20 protein-coding genes and 1 pseudogene are annotated in these 18,917 nt (G+C 68.0%); 12 read left to right on the forward strand and 9 right to left on the reverse strand.

Annotated features, from left to right (window positions below):
• The first annotated feature begins 68 nt into the window (after positions 1-68).
• Genes J1C47_RS16700 through J1C47_RS16710 form a run of 3 tightly spaced genes read left to right on the forward strand, consistent with a single transcriptional unit; the run spans position 69 to position 2,997 of the window.
• Positions 69-530 carry a DMT family transporter gene (locus tag J1C47_RS16700; protein WP_245396624.1) on the forward strand — a complete coding sequence of 154 codons (462 nt, stop codon included), beginning with the start codon at positions 69-71 and terminating at the stop codon, positions 528-530.
• Positions 527-1,540 carry an NAD-dependent epimerase/dehydratase family protein gene (locus J1C47_RS16705; protein WP_207351926.1) on the forward strand — a complete coding sequence of 338 codons (1,014 nt, stop codon included), beginning with the start codon at positions 527-529 and terminating at the stop codon, positions 1,538-1,540. The genes J1C47_RS16700 and J1C47_RS16705 overlap by 4 nt, the downstream gene beginning before the upstream one ends.
• Before the next feature lie 11 nt (positions 1,541-1,551).
• A complete protein-coding gene (locus J1C47_RS16710; RefSeq protein WP_207351927.1) occupies positions 1,552-2,997 on the forward strand; it encodes an aspartate aminotransferase family protein in 1,446 nt (481 codons plus the stop codon).
• Between the two features lie 217 nt (positions 2,998-3,214).
• Here the strand turns inward: J1C47_RS16710 and J1C47_RS16715 are convergent, their stop codons facing one another.
• The gene (locus J1C47_RS16715) at positions 3,215-3,604 is read right to left on the reverse strand and encodes a MarR family winged helix-turn-helix transcriptional regulator (RefSeq protein ID WP_245396625.1); all 390 of its coding nucleotides are present in this window, start codon (positions 3,602-3,604) and stop codon (positions 3,215-3,217) included.
• A 202-nt stretch (positions 3,605-3,806) separates the two neighbouring features.
• On the opposite strand from J1C47_RS16715, the gene J1C47_RS16720 reads away from it, so the two are divergent.
• Both J1C47_RS16720 and J1C47_RS16725 read left to right on the forward strand, forming a co-directional pair.
• Entirely contained in the window at positions 3,807-4,601 is a 795-nt protein-coding gene (locus J1C47_RS16720; protein WP_207351929.1) for a creatininase family protein, read from the forward strand.
• A 32-nt stretch (positions 4,602-4,633) separates the two neighbouring features.
• Positions 4,634-6,016 (forward strand): 8-oxoguanine deaminase, encoded by a 1,383-nt coding sequence (locus J1C47_RS16725; RefSeq protein WP_207351930.1) that lies wholly within the window; start codon positions 4,634-4,636, stop codon positions 6,014-6,016.
• 68 nt (positions 6,017-6,084) lie between these two features.
• On the opposite strand, the gene J1C47_RS16730 is transcribed toward J1C47_RS16725, so the two are convergent.
• The 4 genes from J1C47_RS16730 to J1C47_RS16745 all read right to left on the reverse strand — a co-directional run bounded on the left by J1C47_RS16730 (position 6,085) and on the right by J1C47_RS16745 (position 8,550).
• Positions 6,085-7,080 (reverse strand): hypothetical protein, encoded by a 996-nt coding sequence (locus J1C47_RS16730; RefSeq protein ID WP_207351931.1) that lies wholly within the window; start codon positions 7,078-7,080, stop codon positions 6,085-6,087.
• A gap of 95 nt (positions 7,081-7,175) precedes the next feature.
• Positions 7,176-7,436, reverse strand: a complete 261-nt coding sequence (locus J1C47_RS16735; RefSeq protein ID WP_207351932.1) for a hypothetical protein — start codon at positions 7,434-7,436, stop codon at positions 7,176-7,178.
• Between the two features lie 102 nt (positions 7,437-7,538).
• Complete coding sequence (locus tag J1C47_RS16740) at positions 7,539-7,883, reverse strand: TIGR02301 family protein (RefSeq protein WP_245396626.1); 345 nt, start codon at positions 7,881-7,883, stop codon at positions 7,539-7,541.
• A 232-nt stretch (positions 7,884-8,115) separates the two neighbouring features.
• Positions 8,116-8,550, reverse strand: a complete 435-nt coding sequence (locus J1C47_RS16745; protein WP_207351934.1) for an NUDIX domain-containing protein — start codon at positions 8,548-8,550, stop codon at positions 8,116-8,118.
• A gap of 78 nt (positions 8,551-8,628) precedes the next feature.
• On the opposite strand from J1C47_RS16745, the gene J1C47_RS16750 reads away from it, so the two are divergent.
• The gene (locus tag J1C47_RS16750; protein WP_207351935.1) at positions 8,629-9,273 is read left to right on the forward strand and encodes an SOS response-associated peptidase family protein; all 645 of its coding nucleotides are present in this window, start codon (positions 8,629-8,631) and stop codon (positions 9,271-9,273) included.
• A 207-nt stretch (positions 9,274-9,480) separates the two neighbouring features.
• On the opposite strand, the gene J1C47_RS16755 is transcribed toward J1C47_RS16750, so the two are convergent.
• Positions 9,481-9,669 carry a hypothetical protein gene (locus tag J1C47_RS16755; protein WP_207351936.1) on the reverse strand — a complete coding sequence of 63 codons (189 nt, stop codon included), beginning with the start codon at positions 9,667-9,669 and terminating at the stop codon, positions 9,481-9,483.
• 472 nt (positions 9,670-10,141) lie between these two features.
• Here J1C47_RS16755 and cysS point away from each other — a divergent pair, with 472 nt between their 5' ends.
• The 5 genes and pseudogenes from cysS (at position 10,142) to yacG (ending at position 15,414) form a co-directional block, all read left to right on the forward strand.
• Complete coding sequence (cysS, locus tag J1C47_RS16760) at positions 10,142-11,605, forward strand: cysteine--tRNA ligase (RefSeq protein ID WP_207351937.1); 1,464 nt, start codon at positions 10,142-10,144, stop codon at positions 11,603-11,605.
• Between the two features lie 656 nt (positions 11,606-12,261).
• Entirely contained in the window at positions 12,262-13,551 is a 1,290-nt protein-coding gene (murA, locus tag J1C47_RS16765) for a UDP-N-acetylglucosamine 1-carboxyvinyltransferase (RefSeq protein WP_207351938.1), read from the forward strand.
• Positions 13,552-13,873: 322 nt separating this feature from the next.
• Complete coding sequence (gene infA, locus J1C47_RS16770) at positions 13,874-14,092, forward strand: translation initiation factor IF-1 (RefSeq protein WP_019994787.1); 219 nt, start codon at positions 13,874-13,876, stop codon at positions 14,090-14,092.
• Positions 14,093-14,110: 18 nt separating this feature from the next.
• Positions 14,111-14,716 (forward strand): annotated as a pseudogene (locus J1C47_RS23800) (Maf-like protein); the annotation flags it as partial.
• 530 nt (positions 14,717-15,246) lie between these two features.
• A complete protein-coding gene (gene yacG, locus J1C47_RS16780; protein WP_207351991.1) occupies positions 15,247-15,414 on the forward strand; it encodes a DNA gyrase inhibitor YacG in 168 nt (55 codons plus the stop codon).
• Between the two features lie 69 nt (positions 15,415-15,483).
• Here yacG and J1C47_RS16785 read toward each other — a convergent pair whose 3' ends face one another.
• The 3 genes from J1C47_RS16785 to J1C47_RS16795 form a co-directional block, all read right to left on the reverse strand.
• Positions 15,484-15,675 (reverse strand): hypothetical protein, encoded by a 192-nt coding sequence (locus tag J1C47_RS16785; protein WP_207351940.1) that lies wholly within the window; start codon positions 15,673-15,675, stop codon positions 15,484-15,486.
• A 269-nt stretch (positions 15,676-15,944) separates the two neighbouring features.
• Positions 15,945-16,571, reverse strand: a complete 627-nt coding sequence (locus tag J1C47_RS16790) for a transglutaminase-like cysteine peptidase (RefSeq protein WP_207351941.1) — start codon at positions 16,569-16,571, stop codon at positions 15,945-15,947.
• A gap of 288 nt (positions 16,572-16,859) precedes the next feature.
• Positions 16,860-17,702 carry an alpha/beta hydrolase gene (locus tag J1C47_RS16795; protein ID WP_245396627.1) on the reverse strand — a complete coding sequence of 281 codons (843 nt, stop codon included), beginning with the start codon at positions 17,700-17,702 and terminating at the stop codon, positions 16,860-16,862.
• Between the two features lie 403 nt (positions 17,703-18,105).
• Between J1C47_RS16795 and infC the strand changes: the two genes are divergently transcribed.
• On the forward strand, positions 18,106-18,645 hold the full coding sequence (gene infC, locus J1C47_RS16800; RefSeq protein WP_207351993.1) for a translation initiation factor IF-3: 540 nt from the start codon (positions 18,106-18,108) through the stop codon (positions 18,643-18,645).
• Positions 18,646-18,917 lie beyond the last annotated feature (272 nt).

An 18,917-nucleotide genomic window follows, 5' to 3' on the forward strand; every position in this document is an offset into this window, starting at 1 on the left:
AGACGCCCCGCGCACGCGTCGCGCATGCCTCGCCAATGCCTTGATGGCTCGACGGAAAGATCCGGCCGATGACGAAATACATCCCCTTCATCCTCTTCACCGTCTTCACCAACGCCGCGGCGCAGGTGATGCTGAAATACGGCATGATGCAGCTCGGTCCGCTGACCTTCGCCGGCGTCAATCCGATCCTGAAGATCCTGCAGATCGTCTTCAGCCCCTGGGTGTTCCTCGGCCTCTGCACCTTCGTGATCTCGATGGCCTCGCACCTCTTCGTCCTGTCGAAGGTCGATCTCTCCTTCGCCTATCCGTTCCTGTCCCTCGCCTACGTCGCCGTGGCGGTCTTTGCGTATTTCGTCTTCCGCGAGGACGTCAACGCGATGCGCATCCTCGGCATCGCCCTGATCTGCGGCGGCACCTTCTTCATCGCCCAGAGCGGCGGACCGTCGCGTGCCGAGAGCGTCGACCGGCAGGTGGCCGACGCCGTCGCCAATCCCTCCCACATGCACAACGCGTCAGAGGTTTCGCAATGAAACACGTGATCTTCGGCGGCGACGGCTTCGTCGGCCGCCACCTCGCCCAGAAGCTCGTGGCCGAGGGCCAGGATGTCGTCGTCGCCGACATCGTCAGGAGCGACCTCAAGCATTACGGCCGGGCCCGCTTCGTCCATTGCGACGTCACCGACAAGGCCTCCGTCGCGGCGGTGGCGATCGCTCCCGAGGACATGGTCTACAACCTGTCGGCCAAGATGCTGTCGCCGATCCAGGTTCGGGCGAAGCGCCACGACTTCTTCTACCCGGTGAACTATTTCGGCACCGAGAACATCATCGAGGCGATGGCCAGGGCCGGAGCGCCGAACCTCGTCCACTTCACCACCGACATGATCTACGGCCACACCGTGGTCTATCCGATGACCGAGGACCATCCGGTCGCCCCGCTCGGCGAATACGGCCAGTCGAAGCTCGACACCGAGATCCTCGCCGCCAAATGGCGCGAGAAGGGCATGAACATCTCCTTGTTCAGGCCGCGCCTGATCATCGGACCTGGGCGCCTCGGCATCCTGGAAAAGCTGTTCAAGCTGATCGACCACAACCTGCCGGTCCCGATGATCGGCTCGGGCCGCAATCCCTACCAGTTCATCTCGGTGTTCGACTGCGCCGAGGCGGCGCGGCTCGCCTGGAAGGCGGGCGTGCCCAACGAGGCCTACAATCTCGGCTCGCTGAACCCGCCGCCGGTCAGGAAGCTGCTCGGCGACCTGATCAAGCATGCCGGCTCGAAGTCGATCCTCGTCCCGACGCCGGGATGGGCGGTGAAGAAGACGCTCGACCTCCTGGACCGTCTCAACATGCCGCTGATGGACCCGGAGCAGTATCTGATCGCCGACGAGGAGTGCGTCCTCGACGTTTCCAAGGGCAAGCGGCAGCTCGGCTGGGTACCTCAGTACCGCGACGAGGACATGCTGATCGCCGCCTACAGCGAATACCGCAACAAGCGCGCCGGCGCGGCCGGCCACGCCGCGCCCAGCGCGCAACCCGCCGAGTGAGGGAGTAGACGATGCTCGACCGTCCCGTGACCACGCTCGATGCCGCAGAACGCCGCGGCCCGGCAAAGCCGAACCTCCTCTCCGTGGAGGACGCCAAGGCGATGCCGGTCGAGACCATGGCCGACCTGTTCAAGAGCCACATCAATCCCGGCCAGTTCCACTTCATGAAGCTGCTCGGCTTCCACAAGGTGAAGATCGAGCGCGCCGAGGGGATGTTCTACACCGACCAGAACGGCCGCAAGATCCTCGACTTCTTCGGCGGCTTCGGCTCGCTCGCCCACGGCCACAACCACCCGCGGGTCCTCGCGGCGCGCGAGCGCTTCCAGGAGGAGAAGCGCCACGAGATCGCGATCGCCTTCCTGTCGCAATATGCCGCGGCGCTGGCGAAGAACATCGCCGCCTGCTCGCCGGGCGAGCTCGACATGGTGTTTCTCGGCTCGACCGGGTCGGAAGCGATGGAAGCGGCGATCAAGGTCGCCGAACGGGCATCGGGCCGCAAGAATTGCAAGGTCGTCCATGCCGAGAACTCCTTCCACGGCAAGTCGAAGGGCGTTCTGTCGATCACCGATTCGACGCTCTATCAGGGCGAGTTCAAGCTGGTCGACAACCGGGTGAAGGTGCCTTTCGGCGATCTCGAAGCCCTGAAGCGGGCGGTGGAGAACGACAGGGACATCGGCGTCGTCGTGCTCGAGACGGTGCAGGGCGGCGGCGGCATCATCGGCGCGCCGACAGAATACTGGCAGGGGGTGAGGGCTCTCTGCGACCGGCACGGCGTCATCTGGGTCGCCGACGAGGTGCAGTGCGGCTACGGCCGGACCGGCAGGTTCTACGCCTTCGAGCATCACGGCGTGGTGCCGGACGTGACGGCGCTGGCGAAGTCGCTCGGCGCCGGCAAGGCAGCGGTCGGCGCGATGATCGCCCGGCGCGACGTCTACATGAAGGCCTATGGTTCGCCGAAGACGGCGATGATCCACGCCCAGGCGACCTTCGGCGGCATCGGCGAAGCCTGCGTGACGGCGATCGAGGGCCTCAACGTCCTCTACGACGAGGACCTGATCGGCAATTCGGCCGACACCGGCGCCTATCTGCTGGCCCGACTGAAGACCATCCAGGCGAAGTATCCGACGATCATCAAGGAGGTCCGCGGCCAGGGCCTGATGGTGGGGCTGGAGTTCCAGGACTTCTCCCGCACGCTGCCTTTGGCGCTGCGGCCGATGGTGGCGATGCTGGACGACAAGCTGAAGGGCTCGCTCTCCGGTTTCATCGGGGCGCTGCTGCTCAGGGATTACGACGTCCTCGTCGCGTTCACCGAGTACAACCGCAACGTCATCCGGCTCGAGCCGCCGCTGATCTGCGGCGAGGAGCATGTCGACCAGTTCTGCGACGCGCTGGACGACCTGCTCGGCCGCGGCATCGTGGCGATCGTCAAGGACTTCGTGAAGTCGCAGCTCGGCTAATCGCCGGACTGGACGACGGCCGTATCCCGCCTGAAGACGCCCGGCCGCTGGCAGAGCGGCCGGGCCTCGAAGGCCGGCGAGGCGATCGTCCGGGGGATTTTCACGGGACGGTGGCGGCGCCGGAGCCGCCTTCGCTTTTCGAAATCCCGCCGTCTTCAATCCAGCCGGCTCGTCACGGGCGAAATTCGGCGCCTGCCGGGTGGCGGCCCCGGGACCGTCAGTCTTCGGCGTCTGTCAGTTCGGCGGCGCCTGCGGCCCCGAGATTCTCGCGAATGCGCATCAGATAGCGGCGGAAATTCTTGCGCTCCTTGGGCGAGAACCCGCCAAGGGCGCGGCGCTCCAGCGACTTCTGCGCCCTCTTCACGTCCTCGACCGCCGCCTGGCCGGCGACGGTCAGGAACGCCCGGCTCTGCCGCAGATCGTTTTCCGACGCGCGCTTTTCCACCAGTCCCTGGCCGACGAGGCGGGCGATGGTCTTGGTCACGGTCGGCGGTCTGACGGCGAGCTTTTCGGCGAGATCGCGCAGCGAGATCCCGTCCTCCTCGCCGATGGCGACGAGGACGCTGTCCTGGCCCGGATAGAGGCCGACGTCGTCGAGATCATGCATGAGGGCGGTTCTGGCGCTTCGGGCGGCGAGCACGAGCTGACCCGTGACGGAGCTCTTCTTCTTTTTCCGCGCCATCATGTCTCCCATGCCATGACCCTGCGCCACCATGGGCGAGCGGAACGGCGTTGTCTAGTCGCAACAAGAGCTTGCGCCCGACCGGCGGGGAGGGCATCAAGGCGGGAACGGGATCGACGAGGGGCCGATGCGACGCCGCTTCGAGGAACTGACGAGCGAGGAACTGGCGGGGCTGCGGCCGAAACTCGGCCGCGCCGCCGCCGTGCTGCCCATCGCCGCCGTCGAACAGCACGGGCCGCACCTGCCGCTCGGGACCGACGCGATGCTCGCCGACGCGATGGTCGAAACGGTGATCGAGCGCCTGCCGGACGACCTGCCGGCGACGTTCCTGCCGACCTTCAGGTTCGGCAAGTCGACCGAGCACACCGGCTTTCCGGGCACCCTCAGCCTAAGCTGGCAGACCGCCACGAAGACGCTGATCGAGATCGGCGAGGGACTGGCGGATGCCGGCTTCCGGCGCCTCGTCGTGGTCAACGCCCATGGCGGCAACACGCCGGTCATGGACACGGCGGCGCTGGAACTGAGGCACAGACGCCATATGCTGGTCGCCACATGTTCGTGGCTACGCTTCGGCTATCCCGAAGGCGTCCTGCCCGAGGCCGAGATCGACCATGGCATCCATGGCGGTGCCGTCGAAACCGCGCTGATGCTGCATTTTCGCCCGGCGTTGGTGCGCCGCGAGAAGATCCGCCGCTTTGAGACGCTGCAGGCGAAACTTGCCGGGCGCCACACCCATCTGCGCGCCCATGGCCGCCTCGGCTTCGGCTGGATGGCGGGCGATCTCAACCGCGCGGGCGTCGTCGGCGACGCCGGCCTCGCGACGCCGGAGATCGGACGGGCGATCGCCGAGCATCAGGCGGAGGCCTTCGTCGCCTTTCTCCGCGACGTCCTGGCCTTCGACATGGACGACCTCGCGCCGTGACCGGGGCGCCGTCTTCACGAGGGGAGCCGCCGATGGCCGGAGAGCCGCGTCATGAAGGCGAAGGGGCGCCCCCACGCCCGCGCCGCCTCTGGTTGAAGAACCCGCTGGCGATCCTTGACGACGCTGCCGGCGGCGGCATCGTCGTCGAGGATGGCCGCATCGCCGAGCTGGTGCCGGCGGGCAGGGCGCCGCAGGCGCCCGTCGACGAGACCTTCGACGCCTCGCGGCACGTCGTTTTGCCGGGGCTGATCAACACCCACCACCATTTCTACCAGACGCTGACGAGGGCCCATCCGGCGGCGATCGACAAAGAGCTGTTCCCCTGGCTGACGAGCCTTTATCCGATCTGGGGACGGCTCGACGCCGACAGCCTGCGGCTCGCCGCCCGGTTGGCGCTCACCGAACTTCTGATGTCCGGCTGCACGACCGCCGCCGACCATCACTATCTCTTCCCGCGGGGGCTCGACGAGGCGATCGACATCGAGGTCGAGGAGGCGAAGGCGCTCGGCATCCGCGTGACGCTCACCCGCGGCTCGATGGATCTTTCCGAAAAGGACGGCGGCCTGCCGCCGGACCACGTCGTCCAGGATGCCGACACCATCCTCGCCGACTGCGAGCGGCTGATCGCCCGCCACCATGACCGCTCGACAGGGGCGATGGTGCAGATCGCGCTGGCGCCGTGCTCGCCCTTTTCAGCGACGAAATACCTGATGCGGGAGACCGCGTCGCTCGCGGAGCGGCACGACTGCCGGCTGCACACCCATCTCGGCGAGACCGAGGACGAAAACCGCTTCTGCGAGGCGACCTTCGGCTGCCGGCCGCTCGACTATCTGGAGGAGGTCGGCTGGCTCGGCCCGCGGACCTGGCTCGCCCACGGCATTCATTTCACCACCGAGGAATGCCGCAGGCTCGGGCGCCATCAAGTGGGCGTCTGCCACTGCCCGTCCTCCAACGCGGTGCTCGCCTCGGGCTTTTGCCAGGTGAGCGATCTCCTGGCCGCCGGCGCGCCGGTGGGGCTCGGGGTCGACGGCTCTGCCTCGAACGACGGCTCGAACATGATCGCCGAGCTGCGCAGCGCGCTGATGCTCCAGCGGCTGAGGACGCGGTCGGCGGCCGCCTTCACCGCCCGCGAGGCGATCGCCCTCGCCACCACCGGTTCCGCCGCCTGTCTCGGCCGGCCGGAACTCGGCCGCATCGCCGTCGGTGCACAGGCGGACCTCGCGCTGTTCACGCTCGATGATCTGCGCTTTTCCGGAGCCCATGATCCGATCGCCGCGCTCGTCCTCTGCGGCGCCCAGGGCGCCGACAGGGTGATGGTGGCCGGCAACTGGCGGGTGGTCGACGGCCTGCCGCTCGGCGTCGACGTCTCGGCATTGCGGGCCGCCCACGGGCAGGCGGCGACACGCTTTCGCTGAGGCCGCGCCGGGGCGAACGGCGTCTGCCGGCCCGGGAGAGGCTTTTCGCAGGACGGAAGGGCCGGCGGTCAGTCGCCGGCGACGAAGAACTGCAGCTTGCCGTCCGGCGTGATGCCGATCCGGTAGAAGTTGTAGGCGCCGAAATCCGTCATCGACTGGTAATCGCCGGCGGTGACGATCTGGAACAGCTCCACCAGCTGCGGCTTGGTCAGCTTGGTGATGTCGACCTGGGTGAAATACGGCCAGACGTAGATCTCGTCCGGCGTGTCCGGCTCGACCCGCGCATAGCCCGATTCCAGAAGGTCGAGCATGATGGCGAGCGGCTCGATGCCTTGCCCGTCTCCGGAAATCTGCTTGAGAAAGGCGATCGGATCCTCGGGCGTGTCGGCGAAGCTGAAGACCGTGCCTTCGTCGCCGGTCTCAATCAGCGGCCGCAGGCGCTCGATGTCGCCGCTGCGGGCGACCTCCATCAGCTTGCGGCGAATCTCGCGAACCGGGCCGGGGAGCTTCTCCTCGCCATGGCCGATCTCCGCCGCGAGCGGTACCGCCGCAGCGGCATCGGCGCCGGCGGCCGATTCGTCTCCGAGCGACGGCCGGCCAACCCGCGGTCCGGTGCCGTCCCGGCCGGGCGGCGGGGGGTCGGCCTGGTATCTGACCGGCGCGGAGGGGGCACCTTCCTCGATCGGGCGCGGCGTGGCCGCCGGGCGGCCCGACTTGCCGCCGCTCTCCTTCTCGTCTTCCGGCGAGATCGGCACCTCGCCGGCGTCGGTCCCCTCGACGTCTCCGCCGGTGCCGCCGGAGGGCGTGCCGCGATGCCGGTCGTCCTGCTGCCGGGCCTTGCCGGCCGGCTTGTCGGAGGGAAGATAGGGGCCGGCGCGCTCGCGTTCCGTGCCTGGAAGGGGGGGCAAAGGCACGGCCAGGATGCCGTCCCGGCTGCCGCTGTACTTGCCGCTGTCACCCTCGAACTGCGAGAATGCAGAGGCGCCCTCGGCCGCGAGCAGCGACAGGCCGGCGAGGGCATAGCGAAGGGCCGGGCGAAGGGCGGGGCGTCTGGACGGGCGCATGGTGCGGCTGTCTCCGATGTCGTCAGGCTGCCGCGACAGAGCGCGCCCCGACGCCCTGCCGTGCAAAATTTTCAGTATCGCGATGCGGGTCGTGGCTACTGGATCGTCCGGTCGGGGCGGAACTCTCCGTATTCGAGCCGCTTCTTCAGCGTCTCCATCATGATCAGGACGTCGTCCTCCCCATGCAGCCGGACGAGTTCCGTGAGCGCCGTGGCGATGGCGGTCTCCGCCAGGATGTCCGCCTCGATCCCGTCGGACATGCCGTCCGCCCAGGCCTCGTTGTGGTATTCCAGGGCCACCTGCTTCTTCTCCGCCTGGATCATTTCCTCCAGCTCGGCGCTCTGTACATCGATCATGTGACCCCCATAAAACTTTCGTACCGAATTTCACCAGTCGTTAAGACCTAGCATGATCCGACACGCGCGACCGGCGAATCCCCCGCGATCGTTAATCAAACGTTAAGTCCCGTACCTTGAGCCGATCTCACGTGCGAGGGCGGCGCCCTCCTTCTGATACCGGTTCACCGCGACGCGGGCGGCGCTGGTGCAGCTGCGATAGGTCGCCGCGAAGGTGCGGTAGCCGTTGTTGAAGCTCGCGATGATCTGCTGGCGTTCCGCATCCGCCGGGTTCTGCGCATCGAGCAGCGCCTGCATCTCGTCGCGCCAGACGTCGGCCTCGGCATCGCCGCAGAGCTTGCGCAGAAAGTGCATCGAGCCGAGAATCATCGCGAGACGGCTGAGCTGCGGCATGTAGGCGGCCTCGTTCTGCCGCTCGGGCGGAGCCTCGAGGGGTGCCTGCGCCATTGCGGCGCCCGCCGTCGCCGGCCCCGCAAGGGCCAGAAACGCGGCAGCGATGAGTCGTCTCGCTTGCATGGGACGAGAATTCATCATTCGCTAACCTTGCTGCAAGCGCGAGTGGGCGGGTGAGGGGCGTTATTCCCAAGCCTGCGTCCGCTTCGCAACAGCCCAGAAGGTTGCTTTTGGCGTCATCCTGCAGCCAGAAGGGGAAAGACAGGACAAAGCCGTCGGCCGGCGCTCAAGGCTCGGGCAGCGACCTGCCCGCAAGACACTGCCGCACCACCCCCCAAAGCCCCGGCGTCGTGCGGCCGGCCGCCTCGCGCGCCTCGACATCGGCGAACGCGACGATCTCGGCCGCTTCGGCATCGTCGCCGGCGAGCGGCGCCGTTTCGCTGGGGAGCCTGCCGCGAAACACCGCGATGACCGCATGCGCGTCCTCGCCGATCGCTTCGTGCAGCGTGGCGAGACTGAGGGCGGGCGCCGCGACGCCGGTTTCTTCCGAGAGTTCCCGCCGTGCCGCAGATTCGAGAGTCTCGCCGAACTGCACGGCCCCGCCCGGAAGGCTCCAGAGTCCGCGGAACGGCTCCTTGCCGCGGCGCACGAGAAGGATACCCTCCTCGTTTGCCAGACACACCGACACGCCGAGGAGTGGTTTTCCGCTTGCTGCAGCCATCGCGTCGCGCCTTCTCGTCCTTCTGCGGCCCCGCCATCGGCCTCGCGGCGATCCGGCGCGGCGGAAGGGACTGACGCCGTGCCGGGCCGATTCGCCCTGACCGCCCCACCGCCGATCGTCGCCGAATGTCTCGGCCTGTCCAGCATCGACGACTTTCCGCCGCGGCCGCTCATCCTTCCGACCCAGCCGATCCTCGTCGTTCTCGCCGGCCGGGAAGGGAGGGCCGAGGCGACCCACGACGGCCGCGCGGCCATGCTCGTCCGTTGGGGACTGATCCCCGCCTGGTTCAAGGCGGACGAACGGCTGCCGGCGATGTTCAACGCCAGGGCGGAGACCGCGGCGGAAAATGCCGCCTTCCGCGGCGCCCTGCGCTACCGGCGCTGCCTCGTCCCGGCAACCGCCTTCTTCCGCAAGATGAGCGGTGAGGGCCGGGCGGGCGCCGCCCTGGGCTTTTCGGCGAAGGGCGCGGCGGTGTTCGCGATGGCCGGGCTGGTGGAGACCTATCTCGCACCGGACGGCAGCGAGATCGACACGGCGGCGATCCTTACCGCGGAGCCGCGCCCCGGCGAGGGGTCGCCGGTCCAGAGGCTGCCTGTCGTCATTCGTAAGGGCGATTTCGCCCGCTGGCTCGATTGCCGGCACGTTCCGCCGGAAGGGATCGCCGATCTGATGCGGGCGCCGGCTCTGGCGGATCTCGCCGTGTCAGGAGAGATGCCCGGCTGAGAAAAGCGGACGCAACTCCTTCGAGATGCAGACGGCGGGCGACCCGATCGGAGCACCCGCCGTCAAGCTGTTCCGTGGCGAACGCGCCCTGTGGCAATCCCGCGCAGGATCGCCGTCCGGCACGCGCTCGCTCCCTTGTCGAGCGCCGCCCGGACGCGCGGATCTGCAGCGCCTCGTCGCTGCGATCCGCCCGCCAGGCTGCAAGCGCTATTCCGCGGCGACGAGAGTGACCGTCTGCCGCGCCGCTGCCTCGCGCGTCGCCGTGTTGTTCTTGCGCGTTGCGCTGCTGGCGGCGGCGATCGCCGGGATGGCGATGTCGCGATAGTTGCGGACGAGGTCGATCTCGCTCTCGCGTTCGCGCTTCGACCGGAATTTCAGGGTGTCCTTGGTAGTCATGTCATGCTGCTCGCATCTTCAGGGTGATGGTCTCTAAGAGGCCGCCGATTGCGCCAGTTTGAAGACAATCGCTAACGGATCCTTGTGGCTAATCCGCCATGGCCGTCGAGGTTCCTCGGCCGTTGCCTGTCGGCGACAGGGATGATGCTGAAAAGCGGAGGATTTTTCCTCGTATCGGCCGGTGCGAGGACTTTCGTTCCAGATCGCTTCAGCGGACAATTTGTGTTTCGTTTCGAGACGAATCGTCAGGCTGCGGATGTGTGAATGCAGGGTGCCCTCCGCGGCGGCCGGCGGCGGCATGTCCGAGGGCCGGACCGGCGTGCCGGACACCAGCGCGGGGGCCTCGCCCCACCCGGCCGAAGCAGCCGAGAATCGCCATCACCGGCGACATCCTGTAAGGCGGGCGGCGACCATATCGACTTGCATGGACGGGGTGGCAGGGGACGAGCCCCGCCGGACGGGATCTGAGACGATGAGCGAAGACGACGGCTTTCGCGGCCTCACCCTCTTCAACACCATGACGCGCGAGAAGGCGCCGTTCCGCCCGCTCGACTGGCGCGCCGAAAGCGGCGTCGCCGAGCGCGACCGGCACGTGCGCATGTATGTCTGCGGGCCGACGGTCTACGACTTCGCCCATATCGGCAACGCCCGGCCGGTCATCGTCTTCGACGTGCTCTACCGCCTGCTCCGCCATCTCTACGGCGCCGACCACGTCACCTATGTCCGCAACATCACCGACGTCGACGACAAGATCAACGCGCGGGCCCTGCGCGACTATCCGGAGCTGCCTTTGAACGAGGCGATCGTCCGGGTGACCTCGGCGACGGCCGAGCAGTTCCATGCCGACGTCGCGGCGCTCGGCTGCCTTCCGCCCACCTTCGAGCCGCGCGCCACCGCCTATGTCAGCCGCGGCGACGGCCACGACATGGTCTCGATGATCGAGACCCTGATCGAGAGGGGCCACGCCTACGAGGCCGGCGGCGAGGTGCTGTTCGACGTCACCTCGATGGCCGACTACGGCCGGCTTTCGCGGCGCAGGCTCGAGGACCAGCGGGCCGGCGCCCGCGTCGCCGTCGACGCTCACAAGAAGAACCCGGGCGACTTCGTTCTGTGGAAGCTGTCATCGCCCGAGGAGCCGGGTTGGGAGAGCCCCTGGGGGCGCGGCCGCCCGGGCTGGCACCTCGAATGCTCGGTGATGTCGGAGGCGCTGCTCGGCGAGACCTTCGACATCCATGGCGGCGGTCTCGACCTGATCTTCCCGCACCACGAGAACGAGATCGCCCAGTCGCGCTGCGCCCACGGCACGGACGCCATGGCACAGGTCTGGATGCACAACGGCTTCCTGCAGGTCGAAGGCCGCAAGATGGCGAAGTCGGAAGGCAACTTCGTCACCATCCGCGAACTGCTGGAGACCGAAAAATTCGGCGGCCGCAAATGGCCGGGCGAGGTGCTGCGCCTCGCCATGCTGATGACGCATTACCGCGAGCCGATCGATTTTTCGGTCAAGCGGCTGGAAGAGGCGGAAGACCTGTTGGACGGATTTGCCCGGGCCGGGACGGGCGTTGCAGCCAGCGCACCGAGCCAGGCATTCGTCGCCGCTCTTCAGGATGATCTGGCAAGCGCCGGGGCCATCGCCGAACTGCACGCGCTGCGCCGCTCCGACCCGGCGGCGCTGGTCGCCTGCCTCGACCTCGTCGGCGTCGATCTCGCGGCCTTCCAGACACGGCTGGCGGAAGCGACGGCCGAAGGATCGGCGGGGATCGATCCGGCGGAAGTCGATGCCGCCGTGGCCAATCGCCTCGCGCTCATCCGCGACAGGAACTTTGCCGAGGCCGACCGCATCCGCGACGAACTCGCGGCAAAGGGCATCCAGCTGAAGGACGGCAAGGACCCGGCGACGGGAGAGCGGGTGACTACCTGGGAGGTCAAGCGCTGAGGAGACCGGTTCGGGAGGGATAGGTTGGCGCGGGGCGGCCCCCTCGTTGAAGCTGCGCGAGGCACCCCCCCTCTGTCCTGCCGGGCATCTCCCCCGCACGGGGGGAGATCTGAAGCTTGGACGCTGCCGCCCCTTCTGCCGACGAGCGGCGGCGGGCGGAACAGTACCAATACGGGCGGGCCGATCGATCGACGAGGGGCGGGCCGATCGATCGACGGATACGGCAGGGCGTCGATGCAAGGGGTGATCTCCCCCCTGGCGGGGGAGATGCCCGGCAGGGCAGAGGGGGGCGAACTCGCGGCCGACCTTCGATGGATAGCGGCGCAACACGCTCCGGATTGCCCGTCTCCCTCGAAAAGGACCGGGATGGGCGCGTCGCCGACCGCCAGGCTCGATCCGGATTGCAGTTATCTGACGGCGACACCTCGGTGCAGCGTCGCCCTGCGGTCCTCCCCGGCATCCGGCCGCTTTTCGCGGATTTGTAACCTTTTCCTCGCTGGTGTAGAGACCGCCGCGGAAGAGACGGGTCGCGGGTGGTCGCCCGCGATCGGCCCATTGCCGCCACATTTGCGACGGACCGTTCTGCGGCCCCGCCTGGCCGATCCGCCCGGATTTTAGAACCGACACCGCCGGACGACCGGCCACCAGGAGCGCTCATGGATCGCATTCGCATTCGCGGCGGCAACGAACTCAACGGCACGATCCCGATTTCCGGGGCGAAGAACGCGACGCTGCCGCTGATGATCGCCTCGCTGCTCACCGACGACATCCTGACGCTCGAGAACGTGCCGCACCTCGCCGACGTCGAGCTCCTGACCCGGATCCTCGGCAATCACGGCGTCGACATCTCGGTCGCCGGCAAACGCCTCGGCCAGGAATCGGGCTTCGGCCGCACCGTTCATTTCAACGCCCGCAACATCGTCGACACCACCGCGCCCTACGATCTCGTCTCGAAGATGCGGGCGAGCTTCTGGGTGATCGGGCCGCTGCTCGCCCGCATGCACGAGGCCAAGGTGTCGCTGCCCGGCGGCTGCGCCATCGGCACCCGGCCCGTCGACATCTTCATCGACGGCCTGAGGGCGCTGGGCGCCGATCTCGACATCGAGTCCGGCTACGTCGTCGCCCGGGCGAAGGGCGGGCTGGTCGGCGACCGGTTCCGCCTGCCCAAGGTCTCGGTCGGCGCGACCCATGTCCTGATGATGGCGGCGACGCTCGCAAGGGGCGAGACGGTGCTGGAAAACGCCGCCCGCGAGCCGGAGGTCGCCGATCTCGCCCGCTGCCTCACGGCGATGGGCGCGAAGATCGAGGGCGCCGGCACGTCGACGATCCGCATCGACGGCGTGCGCGCCCTCTCCGGCGCCCGCCACCGCGTCCTGCCCGACAGGATCGAGACCGGCACCTATGCCATGGCGGTGGCGATGACCGGCGGCGACGTGATCCTCACCGGCACCAGCGCCGACCTGCTGCCGACGGCGGTGGAGACGCTCGGTCGGGCGGGGGTTTCGCTCACTCCGGTCGACGGCGGCATCAGGGTCTATCGCAACGGCGGCGGGATCGCGCCGGTGGACGTCGCCACCGACCCCTATCCGGGCTTTCCGACCGATCTTCAGGCGCAGTTCATGGCGCTGATGACGAAGTCGGTCGGCACGGCGAGCATCACCGAGACGATCTTCGAGAACCGCTTCATGCACGTCCAGGAACTCGCGCGTCTCGGGGCGAAGATCTCGCTCGCCGGCCAGGTGGCGCGGGTCGAGGGGGTCGAGAAGCTGAAGGGCGCGCCGGTGATGGCGACCGATCTCCGGGCTTCGGTGTCGCTGGTCATCGCCGGCCTCGCGGCCGAGGGCGACACGCTGGTCAACCGCGTCTACCATCTCGACCGCGGCTTCGAGCGGCTCGAGGAGAAGCTCGGAAACTGCGGCGCGGAGATCGAGCGGATCTCCGGCTGATCGGCGAGCCGCGCCGGCGGCTGATGGCGGCCGGTCAGCTGCAGGGTGTCCGCCGCTGCGGAAGCGCCGCGACGGGCCGGCTTGCATTTTGCCGCATTTGCGCCGATTTAAGGGGCGCAATCCGGCGGGCTTGCTCGGCGGCGCGGTTCCGGCGCGCGCGTGGCCTGCCGGGACGAGATCGGGACGACGGGTCGCCCCGGCCGCCGTCACCCGAAGGAACCAGAACATAAACGCGGCGGGCAGGCACCGATGCCGACGATCGCAATGCTCGCGCCCGGCCCAGCCGGGCCGCGACGAACCGAAGTCTAGGATCACAGAGCGAATGGCAAAAGAAGAAGTTCTCGAATTTCCGGGCGTCGTGACCGAGCTGCTGCCGAATGCGACATTTCGGATCAAGCTCGAGAACGACCACGAAATCATCGCCCATACGGCCGGACGGATGCGCAAGAACCGCATCCGCGTGCTGACGGGCGACAAGGTCCTCGTCGAGATGACCCCCTACGACCTGACCAAGGGTCGTATCACCTACCGCTTCAAGTAAGCCGCAAGTCCGTCGGGCATGTCGTCCTCCCAACGTCTGGTCCTCGCCTCCGCCTCGCCGCGCCGGCTGGCTCTCCTGCAGCAGGCGGGCGTCGAGCCGGACCGGCTGATGCCGGCCGACATCGACGAAACGCCGCAGAAGAGCGAACATCCGCGCTCGCTGGCAAAGCGGCTGTCGAAATGGAAGGCGGAAGTCGCGGTGCGGCGCCTGCGGGAGCTGGCCTACGGTCCGGCGACCGTGCTCGCTGCCGATACGGTGGTCTCCGTCGGCCGGCAGATCATGCCGAAGGCCGAGAACGAGGAAGACGCGCTCGCCAATCTGCGCACGCTTTCGGGCCGCACCCACCGGGTCTATACAGGCGTCTGCGTCATCGGGCCGAACGGCGCGCTGCGCCAGCGGCTGATCGAATCGCGCGTGCGGTTCAAGCGGCTGTCGCGTCTCGACATCCAGAGCTATCTCGCCTCGGACGAGTGGCGCGGCAAGGCCGGCGGCTACGCCATCCAGGGGCTCGCCGGCGCCTTCGTCGTCCGGCTCGTCGGCTCCTACACCAATGTCGTCGGCCTGCCTCTCGCCGAGACGCTGGCGCTGCTTTCGGGCGAGGGTTACGACATCTATGCCGGCTGGCGCGCGCCGCAGACGCTGCGCGAGGCGGACGACGACGCCGCGGGGGGCGGCGAGCCGCAGGGCCGGACGATGCCGAAAGCAGGCTTTGTCGTCGGCCGCGGCCCCGAACCGGCTGCCGGCCGCCCGGTCGATCAGGCCGCGGCCAGGGACGGACGCCGCCCGACGCCTCCCTCCCATGACCTTTCCGACGCGGAAATCGTCGACGAAGAACCCTCCGACGAGGCGGATCTGGTCGATGACTTGGAGGACGAGGAGGACGCCGCCAACGGCCCGCCGCGCCGGCCCGCCGCGGGCCCGGAACGCGGTCCGATTGCGGACGACCGGGACGAGACGGCAGGCGAGGGGGCGGACGACGCCGCTGCCGATGCGGATGACGCCGACGCCGACGCCGACGCGGACGCCGACGAGGACGACGTCGACGGAGATGACGATCGCAGGCTCGAACCGGCGAGCGCCACCGGTGACGGCCCGAAGCCGGCCGGCAAAGGCGGGGACGGCCGGTGAGCGGCGAGGTGTCACCCCCGACGGCGATGCGGCCGACCCGCAAATGTCCGGAATGCGGACGCCCGTCGCGGCGCGAGAACTATCCGTTCTGTTCGCCGCGCTGCAAGTCGGTCGATTTGAACCGGTGGCTCTCCGGCAGCTACGTCATTGCCGGCCCGGAGCACGAAGAAACGTCCGAGGACGAAGAGCGCTGAAAGCCTTTCAGCCGGCGGGCGCAAAGGGACACGGCTGCGGCGTCGCCTGACGGTCCCGCTGCCGAGCGGTCATTTCCGCTGGCCCGTCGAGCCCGCATCCGTTTCGAAGACGCGCCGGGAATCCCTGTCCCGGCGCAGGGCGGCCACGGCGTCGACGATGTTGCCGGAAACGTCGGAGCGCGCGCGCGTCGTGGCGATGCCGAGCGCCCGGAGTGCGCTTTCGACTTCTTCGGCGAGGTCCGTGTCGTCATCGATCCTCATGCGAGTTCCGATCTCTCCAACGAATCTCCAACAAAGTGGCCGCTGCCTGCGGGAGCCGCGAGCCGGAGCATCGCTCTCGCGAGCCTGACGCTTCCGGGACGGGACGCAACGAGGGACCACTTTCGAACCGGCATCCGGCCGCGACCCGATGCCGATCTCTGCAGGCTCCGTTCGTAGCGTGATTTCCGTCGGGAGAATATCAAGCAGTTAAACGTCCGACGACAGTCGCGGCGGCGTCGCGGGCAGAAGCCGGGCAGCGTCGAGCGCTCCTACCTGGCGACGGCACCGACCAGGATGTCGCGGCCGTTGGTGATCCGGTTCCACTTGCCGGGATCGTCGACGCTCTGGCGCTTCAGATAGGCATAGGGCGTCCGGCTCCAGGGCAGGATCCGCCAGTTGAGATTGTCGAGGATGAAGTCGCCGTCGGCGGTGTGGAGCGTCAGGACGGCATGGCCCTCGCCATTGGTCTTCTTGACCACCGTGAGGAGGAGATCCGCATAGTCGATCTTCAATTCCTCGTGCAGCCGTCGGCGCTTCAGGAGAGCGTAGTCCTCGCAGTCGCCGGCGGTCGTCGGATAGGTCCAATATTCCTCGACGCCGTAACGGTCCTCGTCGGATTCGGCCTTGATCTGGGAATTCACCAGCGTGTTGATGGCGGCGATCCGGTGCATCAGCGCGGGGTCGAGGGCCAGTGGCTGCGGCAGTCCCTTCTTCTCGCCAGGCCGGCATTCGTCCGGAAGGCGCCGGCAGAAGTCCTGATGGCCGATCGGCCGCGGCGCCGATACGCCGACCTGCATGAACGGCCCCCGGGCCTCCATGGCGCCGGCGTCGCCGGTCCCGGCGGCTGACGTCAGGCAAAGCAACAGCGTGGCGCCGATTGCGCGAAATCCCACCATGCGTCCCCTCGATCCGCAGGTCTGTCCCGTATGCTGATCTGCCGATGTTCTATGCAAGACCGCAATGTGTCAATCGATTGTGCAGCGCCGAAAGGCCCCGGCTGAAAGCCAGGCACAAGATTGACGACGGCCTCGCGCAGGATACGCGCAACGGCTGCGGCGGCGGGCTTTTCAGCCCGCTTTCAAATACTTGATGGAAAAGCGATATTTGCTGCGGCTCCGCGAAGTGCGTCGATCGGATCACACCCGGGCCGTCGAAAGCTTGGAAAAGGTCGAAGCCAGCCTGGCTCAGCCTAGTTCGACGGCCGCCCGGACGAGGTCGGCGAGGCTCCGCTCGATCAGGTCGAGATCCTGCGGTCGGGAAAGGCGATGGTCGCCGTCGCGCACGAGGCTGAGGATCACCGCCTGGTGGGGCAGGTGTTCGACGAGGGCGAGGGCATGCTCGAAGGGGACGTCCGCATCGGCCATTCCCTGGACGATCGTCACCGGGCAGCCGGTGTCGATGAGGCCGTCGAGAACGAGATTGGCCCGGCCGTCATCGAACAGCGCCCGCGTATAGACGTCCGGCTCGCTGGCATAGGCTGAGGGCACCACGAGGCGCCCGTCGATCGCGATCGCGGCCCGCTGTTCGGCGGTCAGCTTCGGCAGGATCAGGCGCTCGGTGAAATCGGGAGCGGGAGCGAGCAGGAGAAGGCCGCGGATGCGCCCGGCCAGCCCGAAGGCTTCTGCGTTCCTGACGAGGTTGAGGGCGATCCAGGCGCCCATCGACGAGCCGGAAAGGACGAGGGGGCCGTCGCCGAGTTCCCGCAGCACCGCCGCCGCTTCGTCGGTCCAGCCGCCGATCGTCCCGTCCTCGAAGCGTCCGGTCGATTCGCCGTGGCCGGAGTAGTCGAAGCGACAATAGCCGAGGTCCTCGCGTCGCGCGAAGTCGAGAAGGCGCTCGGCCTTGGTGCCGCGCATGTCGGAACGGTAGCCGCCGAGCCAGACGATGGTCGGGGCATCCGTGCGGCCGCGGCTGCGGCGCCTGCGCCAGGCGATCTCGCGCGCCGCCGGGCCGTCGCCGACGGTCAGGCGGCCGGCGGTCTCGTCGTCGGGCATCGGCGAAAGCTGCGGGCTCGTCTCGTCCACCATCTCGCACCTCTCCTCGCGTTGCGCCCCGGCCTCCCATGTCGGGGCTCTCCGCGCAAGTCCGCGCCGAGGGTTCGGTAAAGCCGCCGGGCGCGGCGCCGGACGGCGAAGCTCGACCGGGTCGAACCGAAGGGGGATGAAACGAGCCGATCGGATGATCATGTAGGAGAGGACGTCGCCGCTGCGCCGCCCGTTTGCGCCGCCCGACCGCCTGAAAGCCGCCGCGATCTCGCCGGTGAGGTGTCAAGCGCGCAGATCGATGCTATAAAGGGCGACGGCGCGTCGCTGCAGGCGGCGAGCGAGACTGTCGGACCGGCGCTCGAAGCGATCGCCGGCCTTCGAGCGTTCCGATTTTATAGATCGTTCCGCTCTCGCAGATCAGTGTCAACAACCGGAGAATACGACCATTCGCAGACCATTCCGTGCACCGCCGGCTCAAAAGGAGGGGCCTCGCTCCAATCGGGAAATCCGCGTCCCGCAGATTCAGCTCATCGACCACGAGGGCCAGAATCGCGGTCACATCGCGACGCAGGAAGCCCTCGCACTCGCGGAGGAGGCCGGGCTCGATCTCGTCGAGATCGTTCCGACCGCCAATCCGCCCGTCTGCAAGATCCTCGATCTCGGCAAGCTGAAATACGAGAGCCAGAAGAAGGCGGCCGAGGCGCGCAAGCGCCAGAAGACCATCGAGGTCAAAGAGATCAAGATGCGGCCGAACATCGACGAGCACGACTACGAGACCAAGATGAAGTCGGTGCGCCGGTTCTTCGACGAGGGCGACAAGGTCAAGGTGACGCTGCGCTTCCGCGGCCGCGAGATGGCGCACCAGGAGCTGGGGATGCAGCTCCTCAACCGCGTCAAGGAAGACACTTCCGAGTTCTCGAAGGTCGAGGCCGAGCCGAAGCTCGAAGGCCGGCAGATGATGATGGTGCTCGCCCCGCGCGGCTGAGCCTGCCGCTGCCGCTCGTTGCGATCCGCCTGGGCGCGGTGGCAATGCCGGCATGAGACGAAATTTGGAAAACGCCGCCGGGCCGTCGCCTGCGCGGCGTTTTTCGTTCGGTGTATGAATCGCGCGGGCATGGCAGCGCCCTCGGCCCACGCGGGGCCCGCGGCAGGACGTTCGCGCCCGCCTGCGCTCGTCGAGCCGGCATGTGCGGGCGGCGCATCACGATCGGCCGCGTCCTGCGAAAGCGCTCGGTCCGCCTCTCTCTCTCTCTCTCT

The sequence above is a fragment of the Jiella sonneratiae genome, from assembly GCF_017353515.1.
Classification (GTDB): Bacteria; Pseudomonadota; Alphaproteobacteria; order Rhizobiales; family Rhizobiaceae; genus Jiella; species Jiella sonneratiae.